The following is a 16,424-nucleotide window of genomic DNA, read 5'->3' on the forward strand; positions in this document are numbered from 1 at the left end:
AGCTTGAAGTCCTGTGCCACGCGTCATTTGGGGGTTCCATGAGTACACAGTCTGAACGGGTCCGGATCGTCGACGACGCTTTCACCGCACCGACACCGATGGATCCCGCCAGGGGGCCGCTCTGGCTGCGCGGCATCGACAAGACCCTGTCCGTACAACGACCAGTGGTCGTTGCGCACGTTCGTGCTGTCCGCCGCCAGTACCCTGGAGCCACTCCGGAGCAACTCATCCGCGTTCTCGAAAAGCGGTACCTGGCGGCCATTACGTCCGGGGGCGCGGCCGTCGGCGCCACGGCAATGGTGCCAGGATTCGGCACCGGAATCACGATCGCGCTCTCCGGCGCTGAAACCGTCGGGTTCCTCGAAACCACAGCCCTCTTCGCCCAGTCGATCGCCGAGGTGCACGGAATCGCTCTGGACGACCCGGTGCGCTCCCGCGCGCTGGTGATGACGCTCATGCTCGGCAAGTCGGGCACCGACCTCGTCAAGCAGTTCACCGGGCAGGCGCTGAGAGGTGGGCCGCCGCGCACGAAGTACTGGGGTCAGCTGGTCGCCTCGAACGTTCCACAGGCCGTTATGGGCCCCGTCGCAGACGAATTGAAACGACGCTTCCTGAAGCACTTCGCACGGAATCAGGGTTCTTCGCTGGTCGGCAAGGCGATGCCGTTCGGGATTGGTGCGGCCATCGGCGGCATCGGAAACCACCTCGCGGGCAAACAGGTGATTGAGGCGTCGAGAAGCGCTTTCGGGCCTGCCCCGCTTGTGCTGCCGCTCGAGCTCGAAGCCAGGCACGGGCCAGGACGTGTGTCAACAACGGTTCGAGCGCTGCGCGAGCGGATGCCGACGCGGTCGCGTCAGCCGAAGGCCAGCCGCTCGGCCGAACGGCCCGACTGACCGTCGCTGGCCTCACCCCTCGTCGTCGTCCTCGCCCGTTCCCTCCGCTGGGACCTCGCTCTGTTCCGCCCTGGTCGCGGATACCGGAGCCGGAGGCGCGGAAATCTGCTGCTCTTCGTCCGATGCATGAAGGGCGGCGAAGTAGTCCCACCGCTCCATAAGGGTCTGCACTGCCGCGTGGAAGCGGGCGGTCGCTGCCCCCGGGGTTGTATCTCCGAAGTATCTCTCGACCCACTCCGCGAGCCGACCGACGGCATCCGGATCATGGAGCAGCCTGTCGGTGTGCTGGACAATGTTCGGGGCTTCACCGGCGTCCAGCCACTCGCACGCTGAGAGATAGCCGCCGAGGTCGATCTTCGCTTCCGGGTCGACCGGGCGTGTGATCATGAGCGGCTTGCCACTGGCCAGCCTGTCGTAGACCATTGCCGAGATGTCGACGATGGCGACATCGGCCGAAGCCAGCTGCCAGCCGAGCTCAGAGCCCGTGTCGTGTACGTGCCCGGCCGTCGGGTCAGAAGCGTTCGCCGCGGCGAGCATACCGATGATCTCGCGGTTGGCGGCACCGTACGAATGCTCGACGACGCCGCTTCGCGGGTGCGGTCGGTAGATGACACGGTGGTTGCCCGTCGCCAGGAGCGCGCGGACCAGAGCGACCCCGTGGCTGGCGATCGACCCATAGGCAGCCGACCGACGGTCCCCTTCCCACGTCGGTGCGTAGAGCACCACTGTGCGTTCGTCGGGGGTGTACGGGAGCTCGCCGGAGTAGTGATCGGCCTGTGGGCGGCCGATCTTGATCGCGCGCTTGTCGAAGTCGTAGTCCCAGAGCACCTTCTCAAGGCGTCGAAGCGCAGCATCACCGGCGACAAAGCTGTAGTCATACGCTTTGAACTGGTTCGTGGTCATGTACATCTTGTCGCTCTCACCGTGGTTGATGAAAACGTGCCAGCGCTGTCCGTAACGGAACATCTGGAAGTTCTTGGTGTTCTGGTTGACGTAGAACACGATGCGGATGTCCTGTTCCGCGAGCGTCTGCTCGAGGGAGGCAACGGTCCGAACGTAAGCGACGGGCAGCGGCGACTCCTCGAAGAGCTTCGTGGCCGCTGTTGCTCCCCTGCTCAGCACGACGACGGGCCAGGTACGAGCCAGTTCCTCGAGCGGTTTGTACCACTGGCGGATCTGGTACATGTTGACCTCGCCGTCGGCGAAATAGACGGCAATCTTGTACCTGCCTGGCTGAAGCGGAGGCAGCTTCGCGAGCCGCTGCGACAGTTCACCCCTGGCACGTCTATTGGCCAGAAGGTTCCTGCCCATCTTGACGGCTTTGCGCGCGTCGCCGAGTACACCCATGCCTTCAAGGGTACCCAACTAGATGACTGGCGGCCGTCCAGCGCGGGTCATCCGCACAACCGTGCGCCACCGCAAAGGGCGCCGCTCACCCGGGTATGCGCGCCAGCCCTCACGCCAGCCGCCAAACCACGCTTTCAACGCAGCGGGCTTCTTCCACCAGCGCAGCAGCTGGATGCCGGTCCAGGTCGCCACGTAGACCGGGACGAGCACGAGCGGCAGGTTACGCCGCGCCAGCCACACCCTGTTTCGAGCGTTCAGCCGGTAGTACTCGGTGTGGCGCGTAGGTTCGACCACCGGGTGGTTCGCCTCGAGGTCGCCGGCATACCAGGCACGTTTTCCCTGGTCCCACACCCGCCAGGCCAGCTCGATGCCCTCATGAGCGTAGAAGAACTCGTCAGCCCAGCCCCCAGCGGCGTCGAAGACCGGCCGCGGCAGGAATACAGCGGCCTCAAGGCAGGAGAAGATATTGCTCGGATGCCGCGGGTCGCCTTTGCGAATGCGCGGAATCCACCGTCGGGGCGACGGGATGCCGGTGGGATCGTCGAGCCGCGGCTGCACCAGCCCGATGTCGGGCTGCTGTTTCACGAGGTCGATGCACGCGGCAAGGAAACCGGCATCCGGAATCGAGGCGTCGTCATCGAGGAAGAAGATGTAGTCGCCGCTGACCGCGGCAGCACCCCGGTTGCGGCCGGCGGGAATACCGAGGTTCTCGGCGAGGCCGAGGCCTCGCACACCGTCGGGCAGCCCTGTCGGCTGCCAGCCGTTCCCGACGACAACGATGTCGAGATCGACTTCCTGCTGCGCCTCGACGCTGCGGATGCCGCGGGCCAGGTCGTCGGGACGCGTCCCCTGAGTGAGGATCACGACACCGACGGTCGGCCGGTTCGCCGCGTCAGGCACGGACACGCTTCGACGACATGATCGCGACGAAGTGCCCGAACAGTGTGACGAGACCCACACTGAGCAGAATCACCAGCACCCAGCGCATGGCGACGACCTCACCGACGAACAGGCCGACAACGGCAGCCGCGAAGATCACCATGGTGAGCTCGACCGAGTGGAAGATCCGGTGGAACGGCAGGAACTTCGCGATCTTGCGGGCGACCGCGAGCGCTCCCCCGCTCGGTGCTGATTCACTTTCGGTATACGTGAGCTTCGCCGCGCCGTAGTTCGCCCGGGCGACCCTGACCATGTCGTTGAGGGCCTTGTTGAGCACGATGACGAGCGCGAGCAACGCTCCGAGCGTCGTGTACAGGTAATCCGCGGGAGCGTCGAACGGGTATCCGGCGGCGCGGATAGCCAGTGCCAGCGGAATGAGCGACTCTGTTGAATAGTGACCGACGGCGTCGAGAAAGGCCCCTGCCGGAGAAGATGTACGACGCCACCGGGCGACCTCGCCATCGCTGCAGTCCACGAGCATCTGCAGCTGGCCGAGGAGCAGCCCGAGAAGCGCACCCCAGATCCCGGGGATGAGCAGGGCGCCCGCGACACTCCACCCGGTGAGAATCATGAGGCCGGTGACCCCGTTCGCAGAAATCCGCGTCCTGAGCAGCAGCCAGGTCAGGTAAGGCGAGATATCGCGCAGGTAGAGCGATGCCGTCCAGTGCTCCGCGTTGCGCCGCCCACGTACCTCGGGCGGCTGGGCGACGTCCCGCAGTTCCGAAATCGAGCGTGGTTTGAGGGGGCGTTCAGCCGACGCTTCCGACACTCGAACCTCCGGTTCTTTCGTTCTTCAACGCTGAGATGTTGCTCGCCAGCGAGAGGAAGCCGAGCACGAAGCCGACTCCCCAGCAGAAATGAATACAGGGCAACACTACGAGAAACCACAGCTGCGTTCTCACGCCGTCGCGTCTGGCCACGGTAACCGTCGCGCCAATGACGAGGAGGAGATAGAGGGCGGGGATCGCCCAGCCCAGCGTGAGAATGGCGGAACCGCCCATCGCCACCTGCACCAGTCCGATGACTCCCAGCACGATGCCGATGCCCACGCCAAGAACCATGACGGGCGGCGCGAAGTAGCGCAGCGTGTTCTTGCTCGGGAACCGCCGCGTGAGTTCGCCGCGCCACATGCCCGTCGAGAAGAATTGCCGGGCAAGTGCCGACAGTCGCGGCCGGGGCCGATAGGTGACCCTGAGGTCGGGGGTGAACCAGACGACGCCTCCCGCTTGTCGGAGGCGGCGATTGAGCTCCCAGTCCTGGCCACGCTTGATACGTTCGTCGAACATGCCCACGCGTTCCAGGGGCTCCCGACGGAATACGCCGAGGTACACCGTGTCGGCGGGCCCTTCGGCTCCGCCGACATGGTGGGGCGTCCCGCCCAGTCCGACCTTGCTGCCGTACGCACGCGCGACAGCACGCTCGAATGGGGTCGTCCCCCGGGCGTCCATGATGCCGCCGACGTTGTCGGCCCCGGTGCGCGCTATCGCCTCTACGGCGAGTCGGGCATAGTCGGGAGGAAGCACCGAGTGGGCGTCCACCCTGACGACCACGGGGTACGTGGTCGCGCGGATGGCGATGTTCAGGCCGGCGGGAGTCGACCCGGCGGGATTCGGAATTACGCGGATCCGGGGATCTGCGCGGGAAAGCTCATCGACAAGCTCGTTGGTGCCGTCGATACTCGGGCCGACAGCAATGGCAATCTCGAACGGCCCCTGGTAGTCCTGCTGGAGCAGACTGGTAACCGCTGCCGTGACGTGGGTGACATCGTTGAGAACCGGCATGACGTATGAAACACCGACGAGTTCGGCGGTTCCGCCAACTGATGAGTTCTCAGTCATGGTCTCCACTCGCTGAATTGGTCGGCTCGAGCCTACCAGTGAGGCTTTGGGGGTCTCCTGCGAGACACACGCCCGGTAACAGCGCGACGCCACAGACCAGGCGCCCGTGAGCAGAAGCTCCCGGGCGCCTGGTTCGTCGTCGGCTGGGTGATTCGTTCTCGGCCTAGAGGACCAGTTGCCCGAGGGTGACTGTTGCCGTCCTTGTGTCGCCGTTGCGCACATACGTGACCTCGGCTTCGTCGCCGGCCGCGAGCGCCCGGACCTGTGCGGTCAGGTCGGTGGCCCCGGTGATCGGATACCCGTTGAAGTTCGTCACAATGTCTCCCGACGCGAGGCCTGCCTCTTCGGCGGCGCCACCGGGAGTCACTTCGTTGATCAATGCGCCGACGACCGGGCTGCCTTCGGCACTGGCCGCATCTCCGACGGTGGCACCGAGAAGCCCGTGTGTCGCTTCACCGTCTTCGATGATCTCCTCCGCGACGCGCTTCGCGACGTTCGAGGGGATGGCGAACCCGACACCGATGCTGCCGCCCTGGCTCGAATCGGAGCCTGCGGTTGCGATGGCGACATTGACACCGATGAGCTTCGCCTCAGCATCTACGAGCGCACCACCGGAGTTACCCGGGTTGATCGCGGCATCCGTCTGAATGACCGAAAGGGAGATAACCGCCTGCTCGCTGGGGGCCGACTCTGGCGTCTGGCCCGGGATGTCGAAGCCCCACACGTCGTACGGGTCCTGTTCGGTGTCGTCGCCGTTGGAGCCCTCTTCAGGAACAGCGGACGAGGCAACGGTAATGCTTCGGTTCAGGGCGCTGATGATCCCGTCAGTGACCGAGCCAGCGAGACCGAGCGGCGCGCCAATTGCAACAGCAAGGTCACCGACGTTGAGCTTGTTCGAGTCGGCGAATTCGATCGGGGTCAGCCCGGACACGTCCTCGAGCTGAATGACAGCGAGGTCGTACGCGGGATCCGTGCCGACGACCGTTGCGTCGTAGAGCTTGCCGTCGTTGCTGGTCACCTGGATCGCCGGGTCGCTGAGCTGCCCGTCGAGAGTGACGACGTGGTTGTTGGTGAGAACGTAACCGTCCTCGCTCAGGATGATTCCTGAGCCGCTCCCCGCGCTCTGGCTGCCCTCGACGGAAAGTGTGACAACGCTCGGGGACGCCTTGGCCGCGATGGCCGACACCAGCGAGACATCTGATGTGTCATTGATGGTGATGTTCTCGGACCCCGTCGCGTTTGGACTGACCGTGCCCGACTGGTTGGACATGATCAGGGCCGACGTACCCGCACCGGCAGCACCACCAACAAGCGCTCCAACCGCGAGACCGGCAACCAGGAGGCCCACGTTCGACCGACGCTTTTCGCGAGGAGCAGGCGGTTGCGGGTGCGAGCCCGGCGCGTAACCGTTCGGGCCGTAAGCGGCGCTCGCGGGATCGGCCTGTGTCGGATACGCGTTGCCAGCGAAGTGCGACGTGCCGTCATAACCGTTTCCGGTTGAAGAGCCCGGGTACTGGTTGCCGGTGGGGTGCTGTGCCCCCGTTGGCGCCGTGGCATTCTGGGGCGAGGTGCGGTCGTGGCCCGGGTATTGCGTGGGCGATGCACCGAAATCGTGAGCGGCGGCCGCGGTGGGAGAACCCTCAGGCGGCGTTGCCCGGTCAGGATTCTGCCCGATCGATCCGCCGTCGGTCGATCCCTGCCCGGCTGCCGGCTGTGGCAGGCGCGGGGCGGGGGTCGTGCCCTCGTGCGCCCGGCTAGCGGCATCGGGGTTCTGCGCAGAGGGACGCTGCTGGTCTCCGTCTGGACTCGAGTCCTGAGAGTGGTCGGTCATGGTGGCGCTCCTTCCAAAGCACAATCAGCATCCCGGTCGGAGCTGTGCGTTTCATTCACGCTGCCTGTGAGCGGGCCATGGGTGGGCTGGGACATCAAAGCCCGCGAAGAACTGCCACGGAGCGGGATCTCACATACCCAGAGACTACCTACTCTGCCCTAATCGGGCCCGGGACCTTCGTCCTGTCGAGGGTCCGAGCTGTCGAGGACCCGACGGGTCCGGATGTCCTCGCAGTCGTCAGCAGCCGGGGCCGGCGGGGTTCCTGTTGCACTCTTTGTCCACGAGGACGGTCTTGGCATCGCCCGCGAGCGCCGCGATGGTGACCGCAGGCGATGACAGCGTGCCATCAATCCCTATCCACGACGCTCCCGCCACCCGGTACTCCACGGCGAACGCCACCGTGACCATGACGGCGTAAACGCCGGTGTCAGCAAAGACGTGACTCGTGGCCGTCGGCGAAAACTCCGGCAGTCCGAGCTCGGCCCACGTCGAACCGGGCACACTTGTTCGCGAACGAGAACCGTCTCCCCACGACCAGGAATAACTCACTGGTGTGAACCGAACCTCAATCGGAACGTCGAAGAGCACACCCGGTTGGATGTGGCGATTCGTATCGGCGATGAAATTGGCGGGAAGGCCGATCAGGAGCCAGCCGTCAGGCTCCATCGTGAGTGCAGGAGCTGCGGGACGGAACCGAGCGAGGTCGCTGATGGTCACGACGTCGGGGAGACACAGCTCGCCCGAGACACACTGCACGCTGCGGTCGATCCCTCCCGGGCCGTCGGATCCATCCGCGTTACCGTTGTCATCCGCGCGGCCATCGGTATCATCGCCGCCACCGTTTCCGCCGCCACCTCCCCCACCGCCGCTGTCCTGGTCGCCCCGGATGATGGCTTCGCCATTCTCCAGGCTGCCGCCGGTGCAGAATCCATTTAGCCGGTCGGTAACATCGCACGCAGCGGCATTCGCGGGCCCGCCTATAGAAATGAAACCGCCCGCGGTCGCGAGTACCAGCGCGGTCAGCAGGTAACGTCTATATCCCATGATTCGACCTTCGAGACAAGTAGTTTCCTCGGATCTTCGGTCGCTGATGTCAGCGTGACTGCGAGGGGGACGACATCCGAGCGCTCTTCGGGGGTTACGTCCGCGCCGTCAGCTGAAATGATTCTCACCTGCGAGACGTCACGACACAGGTTCAATATCACTTCGGCATGTTCGAGGTCCTGTTCCAGACCATCGATCCCGACAGCAGTAAAGGTAGAGATCCCTGTGGTGCGCCAACCATTCTCTTCAAGCATCCCAGGTACACCTAGATCCTCTAGATGCGCCCCCGTCACGTACGGCGCCAAGGCGGAAACGTCACCGCCGCCAATCGAATTGGTCTGGTCGAACGCCGCCGAGTATTTCGCGTAAGTGTCAGTCGCAGCGGCGAGCGCCTCTTCCTCACTCGCGAAGATCGCGGTCGGAGTGGGGGTGGGCTGTGGTGCTGGCTGGGCACAGGCAACGAGGGGCACCGCCGCACTCACAACCACGACACCGGCAGCGACCGCGCGCACGAGCATCGGCATCCGGTGTCGCCCGCCGCGTTCCATGCAGTCACGGTAGAGCAAATCGACCTGATCCTGTGGGAGTTATCCACAGGCTCTGGTCTGCGGCCGGATAGCCTAGGAAGGCGAGTGACAACGAATGTCGACTCGCGAAAGGATACGGATGACTGTGCACGGCTCCTGGCAGCGGACAGCGGAAGGCGCCGGACTGCTCCGGCCAGACGGCTCGATTGCCGCGACCATTTTCGCTGAAATGAGCGCCCTCGCTTCCTCAACCGGCGCCATCAATCTGGGGCAGGGATTCCCGGATGAGGACGGTCCGCGTGAGGTCCTCGATGCAGCACACCGCGCGATCAGCGACGGAATGAACCAGTACCCGCCCGGCCGTGGCACATCCGAGCTCCGCGCGGCGATCTCTGAGCATCAGCAGCGTTTCTACGGCATCCCCTCCGACCCTGACACCGACGTTCTCGTCACCGCGGGCGCCACCGAGGCACTGGCATCAACGATCCTCGCCCTCACCGATGCCGGCGACGAAGTTCTCACGTTCGAGCCCTTCTATGACGCGTACGGCGGCCTCATCGCGCTCGGGCGCGCAAGGCACACCACGGTGCAGTTGCGCTGGCCTGACTTTCAGCCAGACCATGAGGAATTGCGCCGGGCGGTCACCGACCGGACGCGGATCATCCTCATCAACAATCCCCACAACCCAACTGGCTCAGTGCTCTCCCGCGAGACGCTCGAGCTTCTCGTGGAGCTCGCGCACCAGCACGACGCGATACTGGTCACCGACGAGGTCTACGAACACCTCACCTTCGGCGTCGAGCACGTGCCCGTCGCCAGCCTGCCCGGGGCGTGGGACCGGACGATCACGATTTCCTCCGGCGGTAAGACCTTCAATACAACCGGGTGGAAAATCGGCTGGGCAGTCGGGCCAGCGGCCCTCATCACCGCGATTACGACCGTCAAGCAGTTCCTCACCTATGTGAACGGCGCGCCGTTCCAACCGGCCATAGCGGCGGGACTCCGGCTGGGCGATGACTACTTCGCCGCGGTCGCCGACGGCCTCCGATACAAGCGCGACCTCCTGGCATCCGGTCTCGATGCGGCCGGATTCGCACTGTCGAAGCCCGACGGCTCGTACTTCATCGTCGCGGATGCCGCCGAGCTGGGATTCGAGGATGCAACGGAATTCTGTCGCCGCCTCCCTGACCTCGCCGGTGTTGTCGCTGTTCCACTCGCGGCGTTCGTGAGCGGGGAGCACCTCGCCGACTATGCGTCGCTCGTGAGATTCGCCTTTTGCAAGAAGGTCGACGTGCTCGAACGGGCCGCAGCCCAACTGGCTCGGCTCGGCCGCTGACCGTCGGTTCCGCTCAGGTGCGAGGGACGACGCGGAACCGCCGCAATTCAAGAGCGGGATTGGACTCACGGACGTCTGCAACACGGGTCGCCGACGCGAAAGCCACGGCAACATCGGTCTCCACGCCGATGCCAGCGACCTGAATGCCGGCGGGATCGACGATCATGCTGTTGCCGACGCCGATGGGGGGCGTGTGGTCTGCACCAGCGACGTACACGGTGTTCTCGATCGCTCTCGCGGTAATGAGTGTCTTCCAGTGGTGCTCTTTGAGCGGTCCGCGTACCCACTCAGCGGGAACCAGCACGACGTCTGCCCCGGCGTCAACAATGCGCCGGGTCACTTCCGGGAATCGGATGTCATAACAGGTTTGGATTCCCACTCGGAGACCGCCGACGGTGAACGTCTCGGGATCCGACAGATCACCGGCGACAACGTAGTCACTCTCGGTCTGCCCAAAAGCGTCGTAGAGGTGTTGTTTGCGGTAACTGGCGACGAGTTCGGACTGCGGGGAGACCGCGATAACCGTGTTGGAGAATCGGCTGGCGTCACCCGTGCGCTCCACCATGCCCGCGACCAGGTGAATTCCGAGGTCCTGCGCGACACCGGCCAGCGTCTCGACGAACACCCCGTCGAGGGGCTCCGCCCGCGCGACAAGCTCGGGGCCCAGGGGGTTGATGAAAGCACTGGAATACTCCGGGAACACGACGACGTCGGCCCCGCGCTCCGCGGCGCGCTCGGCGAGCACCCGGATGTCCAGGAGATTTGCGTCCACATCAGCACCGGGGCTGAACTGGGCAACGGCAATACCTATCGGAGCGTGCTCGGTCATGCGCCCAGCATAGACACCGAGAACCGAATCGTCCCGGATGCGGACAATGCCTGCCCTGTCGTGCAGAATGATCCCATGGGATACCTCGTCTACGGCGATGGCACGGAATATGAAATCGATGACCGCGCCCTTGCTCACCTCAAAATCGTTATCGGCTCAAAGCTCCGCCGTCAGGAGGGCTTCTTTGTCAGCTGGGAGCACCGTCCCGAAGACGGATCCGGCCGCGTTTCGGTTTGGGTCTCCCCCGCTATCCCTCTCCAGTTCAGGTTCGTAGGCAGCAAGCCTCCGCAGCTCAACCGTCATTGGCTCGAGGTCCTCGCTGATTCATCCTTCGGGCCACGCGGCTTGCACCTCGTGAGCGAGGCAGAGGCAGACAAGATGCCGCCGGTGCGCGCAAACGGCAGTTAAGCCGAGCTGGACGCCTGATTCAGTTTCCCTGAGTCCGACCTTCGTTCGTCGCACGATTCGTTGCGCGATTCGCCGATCCCGTACACGTTCTTGCTGCTTTTCGTGTCGAATACGTTTTATTTGCTAATTATTCACGTTATAAACCTGTTATAAATCTGGCATTTAAGATGCAATGCCCAGTGATTTAGCGTAACCTTGGGATGTCCACCGGCCTCTTCAGCGCCAAAGGATTCCACGCGAGGCGCCTCACATCGTCTCCTCGTCTGGATAAACCCGATCTACGTTGAATGACGACGCAATCACCCGTAATTGTTCCTGAGGCCCGGAGAAAAACACTTTGGCGAATACTGCTGCCCCCCAGCCTTCGAACGTCCAGTCGACCCCTCGAGGCACCGAGCAGCAGTCCCCTCCCGTCACCGCAGGTGAGCAGCTCCCCAGCCGTCGCAGCCGCAGGATGCAGGCAGCGCTTCAGGCAGAAGCAACGCTCCTTGCCGAGCAAGCTGTCGCCACCTCGCTCGCGCACGCCGAAGAGGCGCCCCTTCTTCGCCGCCGCCGCAACCGCACGGCTGTGCCGACCATCGACCGCGCCGAAGCGTCCACCACGGCCGAGTCCACTACGGTCTTCCCACCCGCCGTTGCACCTGATGCCGAAGCGCAGCCCGTTGAAATCGACGAAATCGTTCTGCCGACGCCGGCCTGGGCGGATTCGGCAGAAAGCGTAACCGCTGGCGCAGCGACCAGTCAGGAGGCACAGGCGGAACAGCGCATCCAGCCTCCCGTGCTGGCCAACGACACCTCGGCCTTCCTCGCCGCAGCTTTCATCGCACCACCAACGTCCGCGCACGCTCCCCGCGCGACGGCGCGCCGGCTGTCCGCTGATGCGGCCATCAACGCAACTGTCGCGGCCGCTTCGGTCACGCGCGACACAGAAAGCCTGCTTCCCGCCGAACGCAAGAGCCGCTGGAGCTCGTTGCGCTCGACGAGCATCGTGGCTCTCGCGATTCCGGGTCTTCTCGCCACGGTTGCTCTTCCCGCATACGCGTTCGCCCCCTCCGACGGTGCTGTTGCTGACGCCAACGAGCAGATCATGAGCAGCGCGGTGAAGGGCCAGTCCCTCACGGTGAGCGGCGACGTCACCCTCGCAGAACTCGAGCGTGACGGGTACTCCGCTACGAGCGAAGAAGAACTCGACGCCGCCTACGCGTCAAGCACGTACATCTTCGATAACGCGACGGCGCTTGCCGCGTACCTCGCTCCTTCTGCGAGCGGCTGGTGGCGTCCGCTTCCCGGAGTGATCACGTCGAAGTACGGCCCGCGCGGCCTCATTTGCAACAGCGTCGGATGCTCCAACTCCTTCCACGAAGGAATGGACTTCGCCGGCGCCTGCGGAACACCGATCAAAGCGACCGCCGCCGGTCGCGTGACTTTCGTCGGCAATGCTGGTGCCTACGGCAACCGCGTCATCATCGATCACGGCGACGGTACCGAAACCATCTACGGTCACCTGTTAAGCGGTTCCTACTCCGTCGCGGTCGGTGACACGGTTGCCGGTGGTGACGTCATCGCTGAGGTTGGAGCGACGGGCGTTGTCAGCGGATGCCACCTTGACCTCAAGGTGAACATCGACGGTGAGCACACGAACCCGGCTCCGTTCCTCCGCGAAAAGGGCGTCGTCGTCTAAGCACACCGCTGAGGCGCGTCGCTGAGGCGTGCCCTTCGGGCACAAAGCTTCAGCACGCCATTCGGGTACGCCGTCTGGCGCACCGTCAGGCATGCCATCGCGGTACGCTACTTTCGCCGTGACACCCTGTCTGTCTCTCCCCCACTCAATGGGACGCAGGACAGACCGACCACCGATGCCGAATCGTGGGGACGCCCGATTCGCCCGGATGCCGCTGTCCAGGCATACGAGTCCGACCGACGACGGTCGGACCCCGTCCTTCAGCGCCGCACCAGGACCCTGAAAACGGGCCGGGCCACCCGCAGGGCGGTGCGTCGATCCCTGTCGGCCTCACGGCATTCCTCGCGCCCGAGGCGCTGCGCAGATTTTCCGCTGGCACTCCCCCGCGTGGCCCCGCACCCCCTGCCTGCCTGACCGACACACGCACCCGCGGCGCCCGGGCGCCCACAACGAGCCACGCCGGCGTACAGCGCCAAAGCGACACACAGCTTCACGCAACACGCGACGTCAGCCCAACACGGCGTCCTGACAACACAGCGTCCTGACAGCACAGAGGGCAAAGCAAAAGGCCCGGAATCTTTCGATTCCGGGCCTTTATTGTTGCGGGGGCAGGATTTGAACCTACGACCTCTGGGTTATGAGCCCAGCGAGCTACCGAACTGCTCCACCCCGCGGCACAAGAAATTACTCTATCACGGGTCTCCCTGCCGCGCGAATCGAGCGCCGCAGGGACGGGAGCTGTCGTCTCTCGTTAACTAAAGGTGGGGTGATGACCGCTATCGGTCATCACCCCACACGTCAGGCCTCGCTAGCCGATCAGCGTGATCGCCCGCGCCAGAGCCTCAGAGAGCCGCTTGTCGGCTTCGCCGTACGCGGTCCAGTCTCCGGCCTGGAGAGCGGCGTCGCGCTCCGCCATTGCGGTCCTGGCCTCTTCGAGTGCTGCCTTGATTTCGGCGTCAGTTGCGGGGTCACCGGTCTCGGTTCCACCGGTACCGCCGTCACCCGCATCAGTGTCAGGACTCGCCTCGCCACCGGCATCCGGTTCAGGAACGATCGGGTCGTCGGTCGGAGGCGTATTCGTGTCGCCGGCGGTTGCACCGGAGTCACCACCGAACAGCGAGTCGAGCGCCTCATCGAGAGTGTTCTCGAACGCGATCTGATCACCGAAGGCAACGAGGACCTTCTGGAGCAGCGGGTAGCTTGTTTCACCGGTCGACTGCACATAGACCGGCTGCACGTAGAGCAGGCCGCCTCCGACAGGAAGGGTCAGCAGGTTACCGTTGAGGACCTTCGACTGTCCCTGCTTGAGCAGGTTGATGAGCGAGGAGACCTCGGGATCGGTATTGAACGCGTTCTGCACCTGACCCGGGCCCGGCACTGTCACTTCCTTCGGAAGCGTCAGCAGCCTCATCTTGCCGTAGTCGTCGCCGATCGTTCCGTCGTCGGCTCCAGCGTCAGCGTCCACAGCCAGATAGCCGGTCAGGACGCTCGACGCGCTGTCACCGGTTCCTCGCGGAACGAAGGTGGAGTAGAGCGAGAAGGTCGGAGCTTCCTGACCCGGCATCTGCAGGGTCAGGTAGTACGGCGGCTGGAGAAGGTTCTCCGCGGCCTCCGACTGCGGGTCGACGGGAGTCGACCATGCGTCAGTCTTGGAGTAGAACTTGCCCGCGTCGGTCACGTGGTACTGGCCGAGGATCGACCGCTGGACCTTGAACAGGTCAGCCGGGTAACGCACGTGACTCATCAGGTCGCCGCTCATCTCGGAGATCGGCTGGAGTGACGACGGGTAGATCTTCTGCCAGGTCTTGAGGATCGGGTCCTCGGTGTCCCAGGCGTAGAGAGTGACCGAGCCGTCATACGCGTCGACTGTTGCCTTGACGGAGTTCCGGATGTAGTTGATGTTGTCGAGCGCGAACCGCTGGTCGTTGTTCTCGCTGTCAGCGATCGCCGTCGACAGTCCCACCGTCCGTGAGTACGGGTAAGCATCAGACGTGGTGTAACCGTCCACGATCCATACCACCCGACCGTCCACGACGCTCGGGTACGGGTCGGAGTCGAGCGTCAGGTACGGAGCGACCTTCTGCACACGCGTCGACGGGTCACGGTCGTACATGATCTGCGACTCGTTGGTGACGGCATCCGACAGGAAGATCTGCTCAGACTGGAACTTGAGCGCGTAGACCAGCTTGTTGAGCACACTGTCGAGCTTCGGCCCACCGTCACCGTCGAAGGTGTTGTAGGTTTCCGAGTTTCCCTCTTCACCTGACGGGTAGTCGAGCTCAATGGGGGTCGCGTCCTTGGGCCCGCCGACGATCGAGTACTCGGGAGAGGCCTCGCCGAAGTAGATCCGCGGCTCGAAGTCACCGAGCGCCCCTGTGGTCGGGATACCCGACTCGAGGAAGACCGGCTGTCCGTCGACGGAGCGCTGGTTTCCGTACGCGGCGACGAGACCGTAACCGTGGGTGTACACGAGCGTGTTGTTGACCCAGTTGTCTTCGGCGTCCTGCCTCAGTTCACGAAGCGCGATGACCGTGTCCTGGCTCTCGCCATTGATGGAGTAGCGGTCGACGTCGAGGTCTTCGGAGAACGCGTAGTAGTTCTTGAATCGCTCGAGCTGCGAAATCGACGGGCTGACGAGCGCGGGGTCGATGATACGAATGGATGCCGTTGTCTCGGCATCCGCGCGGAGCGCACCGGCCGTCGTGTCGGTCTTCGCGTTGAAGGGGATCTCCTCGACGTCCTTGACGTCGTAGGCCTCACGAGTGAGGTCGATGTTGCGCTGAATATACGGCTGCTCGAGGCTCTTGGCGTTCGGGTCGACCTGGAAGCGCTGCACCACCCACGGGTATGCGGTTCCAACGAGAAGTCCGGCAACGAGCAGGAGCGCCGTTCCGACGATCGGAAGACGCCAGCGGCCGATGAAGGCCGTGACAAAGAAGAAGAGGGCGACCAGCGCGGCGATCCCGGCGAGGATGACGCGGCCGGGGATCGTTGCGTTGTCGTCGGTGTAGTTCGCACCGGTGATGAGGTCACCGGTCTGGTTGAGCGTCGCGTACTGGTCGAGCCAGATGGAGACGGCCTGCAGGGCGAGGTACAGCCCGGCGAGAACCGCGATCTGGATTCGGGCGGCCTTCGAGATGCGCAACTCGCGACCCGTCGCGTGGATCGAACCGTAGAGGTAGCAGACGGCGACGGTGAGGAGCGTCGCGATGAGGATGACGGCCGATGCAAATCCGACGAGGCCGCGGTAGAACGGAAGCTCGAACATGTAGAACGACACGTCGAGGCCGAACTGCGGGTCAACGGTTCCTGCCGGTGTGCGGTTGAACCAGATCCACACGGTCTCCCAGCGGGTCGCCGCCGAGAAGCCTGCGAAGAGGCCGAGCAGCGCGGGGATGCCGTAGGTCGCGGCGCGGCGAAGCGGCTCGACGAGCTCCTGGTACCGGTCGAGCTGGCTCGAGAGCTTCGCGTAGACGGGGCGGAGTCGATAGGCGAGCTGGATCGCGACGTAGACGGGCACTGCCATGCCCAGGAAGCCGACGACGAACATGATCGCGGAGGCGAACCACTGGGTGGTGAGCACGTTGGTGAAGCCAACCTGCTGGAACCACAGGAAATCAGAGTAAAGACCCGCGAAGATGAAGAACGCCACCACGAGGGCGCCGACTACAGCCGCCGTGATCGCCAGCGGTGCTCGTGTCTTGTTCGGTGCTGTGGAATTTGCGGATGTAGCGGAAGTCAATTTTGGCCT

The 16,424-nt window shown here is 64.3% G+C and carries 13 protein-coding genes and 1 tRNA gene; 4 read left to right on the forward strand and 10 right to left on the reverse strand.

Annotated elements, in window-relative coordinates:
* Positions 1-38: 38 nt before the first annotated feature.
* On the forward strand, positions 39-893 hold the full coding sequence (locus tag AC1X6S_RS04265) for a hypothetical protein (protein WP_483404543.1): 855 nt from the start codon (positions 39-41) through the stop codon (positions 891-893).
* 12 nt (positions 894-905) lie between these two features.
* Here the strand turns inward: AC1X6S_RS04265 and AC1X6S_RS04270 are convergent, their stop codons facing one another.
* From AC1X6S_RS04270 to AC1X6S_RS04300, 7 genes are all read right to left on the reverse strand, one after another.
* The gene (locus AC1X6S_RS04270; protein WP_483404544.1) at positions 906-2,240 is read right to left on the reverse strand and encodes a CDP-glycerol glycerophosphotransferase family protein; all 1,335 of its coding nucleotides are present in this window, start codon (positions 2,238-2,240) and stop codon (positions 906-908) included.
* An 18-nt stretch (positions 2,241-2,258) separates the two neighbouring features.
* Complete coding sequence (locus tag AC1X6S_RS04275; protein ID WP_483404545.1) at positions 2,259-3,146, reverse strand: glycosyltransferase family 2 protein; 888 nt, start codon at positions 3,144-3,146, stop codon at positions 2,259-2,261.
* A complete protein-coding gene (locus AC1X6S_RS04280) occupies positions 3,133-3,948 on the reverse strand; it encodes a CDP-alcohol phosphatidyltransferase family protein (RefSeq protein WP_483404546.1) in 816 nt (271 codons plus the stop codon). Before AC1X6S_RS04280 ends, AC1X6S_RS04275 begins: the two co-directional genes overlap by 14 nt.
* Entirely contained in the window at positions 3,929-5,017 is a 1,089-nt protein-coding gene (locus AC1X6S_RS04285; RefSeq protein WP_483404547.1) for a glycosyltransferase family 2 protein, read from the reverse strand. Before AC1X6S_RS04285 ends, AC1X6S_RS04280 begins: the two co-directional genes overlap by 20 nt.
* A gap of 163 nt (positions 5,018-5,180) precedes the next feature.
* Positions 5,181-6,848: a S1C family serine protease gene (locus AC1X6S_RS04290; RefSeq protein ID WP_483404548.1), complete on the reverse strand. Its 1,668-nt coding sequence runs from the start codon at positions 6,846-6,848 to the stop codon at positions 5,181-5,183.
* A 237-nt stretch (positions 6,849-7,085) separates the two neighbouring features.
* Positions 7,086-7,892, reverse strand: a complete 807-nt coding sequence (locus tag AC1X6S_RS04295; protein WP_483404549.1) for a hypothetical protein — start codon at positions 7,890-7,892, stop codon at positions 7,086-7,088.
* Positions 7,868-8,440 carry a hypothetical protein gene (locus AC1X6S_RS04300; protein WP_483404550.1) on the reverse strand — a complete coding sequence of 191 codons (573 nt, stop codon included), beginning with the start codon at positions 8,438-8,440 and terminating at the stop codon, positions 7,868-7,870. Before AC1X6S_RS04300 ends, AC1X6S_RS04295 begins: the two co-directional genes overlap by 25 nt.
* A 118-nt stretch (positions 8,441-8,558) precedes the next feature.
* On the opposite strand from AC1X6S_RS04300, the gene AC1X6S_RS04305 reads away from it, so the two are divergent.
* Positions 8,559-9,755 (forward strand): aminotransferase class I/II-fold pyridoxal phosphate-dependent enzyme, encoded by a 1,197-nt coding sequence (locus AC1X6S_RS04305; protein WP_483404551.1) that lies wholly within the window; start codon positions 8,559-8,561, stop codon positions 9,753-9,755.
* 13 nt (positions 9,756-9,768) lie between these two features.
* Here AC1X6S_RS04305 and AC1X6S_RS04310 read toward each other — a convergent pair whose 3' ends face one another.
* Positions 9,769-10,584: a carbon-nitrogen hydrolase family protein gene (locus AC1X6S_RS04310; protein ID WP_483404552.1), complete on the reverse strand. Its 816-nt coding sequence runs from the start codon at positions 10,582-10,584 to the stop codon at positions 9,769-9,771.
* Positions 10,585-10,659: 75 nt separating this feature from the next.
* Between AC1X6S_RS04310 and AC1X6S_RS04315 the strand changes: the two genes are divergently transcribed.
* Both AC1X6S_RS04315 and AC1X6S_RS04320 read left to right on the forward strand, forming a co-directional pair.
* Positions 10,660-10,992 carry a DUF7882 family protein gene (locus AC1X6S_RS04315; protein WP_483404553.1) on the forward strand — a complete coding sequence of 111 codons (333 nt, stop codon included), beginning with the start codon at positions 10,660-10,662 and terminating at the stop codon, positions 10,990-10,992.
* Positions 10,993-11,329: 337 nt separating this feature from the next.
* Entirely contained in the window at positions 11,330-12,673 is a 1,344-nt protein-coding gene (locus AC1X6S_RS04320; protein WP_483404554.1) for a M23 family metallopeptidase, read from the forward strand.
* Positions 12,674-13,273: 600 nt separating this feature from the next.
* On the opposite strand, the gene AC1X6S_RS04325 is transcribed toward AC1X6S_RS04320, so the two are convergent.
* Positions 13,274-13,347, reverse strand: a tRNA-Met gene (locus tag AC1X6S_RS04325).
* Between the two features lie 134 nt (positions 13,348-13,481).
* The gene (locus tag AC1X6S_RS04330) at positions 13,482-16,415 is read right to left on the reverse strand and encodes a UPF0182 family membrane protein (protein ID WP_483404555.1); all 2,934 of its coding nucleotides are present in this window, start codon (positions 16,413-16,415) and stop codon (positions 13,482-13,484) included.
* Positions 16,416-16,424 lie beyond the last annotated feature (9 nt).

Source organism: Mycetocola sp. Y442, assembly GCF_056898615.1.

Excerpts from the sequence above, each read along its gene's own strand:
- AC1X6S_RS04265 (WP_483404543.1), top strand. The coding sequence starts at position 39 with ATGAGTACACAGTCTGAACGGGTCCGGATCGTCGACGACGCTTTCACC.
- AC1X6S_RS04270 (WP_483404544.1), bottom strand. The coding sequence starts at position 2,240 with ATGGGTGTACTCGGCGACGCGCGCAAAGCCGTCAAGATGGGCAGGAAC.
- AC1X6S_RS04285 (WP_483404547.1), bottom strand. The coding sequence starts at position 5,017 with ATGACTGAGAACTCATCAGTTGGCGGAACCGCCGAACTCGTCGGTGTT.
- AC1X6S_RS04290 (WP_483404548.1), bottom strand. The coding sequence starts at position 6,848 with ATGACCGACCACTCTCAGGACTCGAGTCCAGACGGAGACCAGCAGCGT.
- AC1X6S_RS04295 (WP_483404549.1), bottom strand. The coding sequence starts at position 7,892 with ATGGGATATAGACGTTACCTGCTGACCGCGCTGGTACTCGCGACCGCG.
- AC1X6S_RS04300 (WP_483404550.1), bottom strand. The coding sequence starts at position 8,440 with ATGGAACGCGGCGGGCGACACCGGATGCCGATGCTCGTGCGCGCGGTC.
- AC1X6S_RS04305 (WP_483404551.1), top strand. The coding sequence starts at position 8,559 with ATGACTGTGCACGGCTCCTGGCAGCGGACAGCGGAAGGCGCCGGACTG.
- AC1X6S_RS04310 (WP_483404552.1), bottom strand. The coding sequence starts at position 10,584 with ATGACCGAGCACGCTCCGATAGGTATTGCCGTTGCCCAGTTCAGCCCC.
- AC1X6S_RS04315 (WP_483404553.1), top strand. The coding sequence starts at position 10,660 with ATGGGATACCTCGTCTACGGCGATGGCACGGAATATGAAATCGATGAC.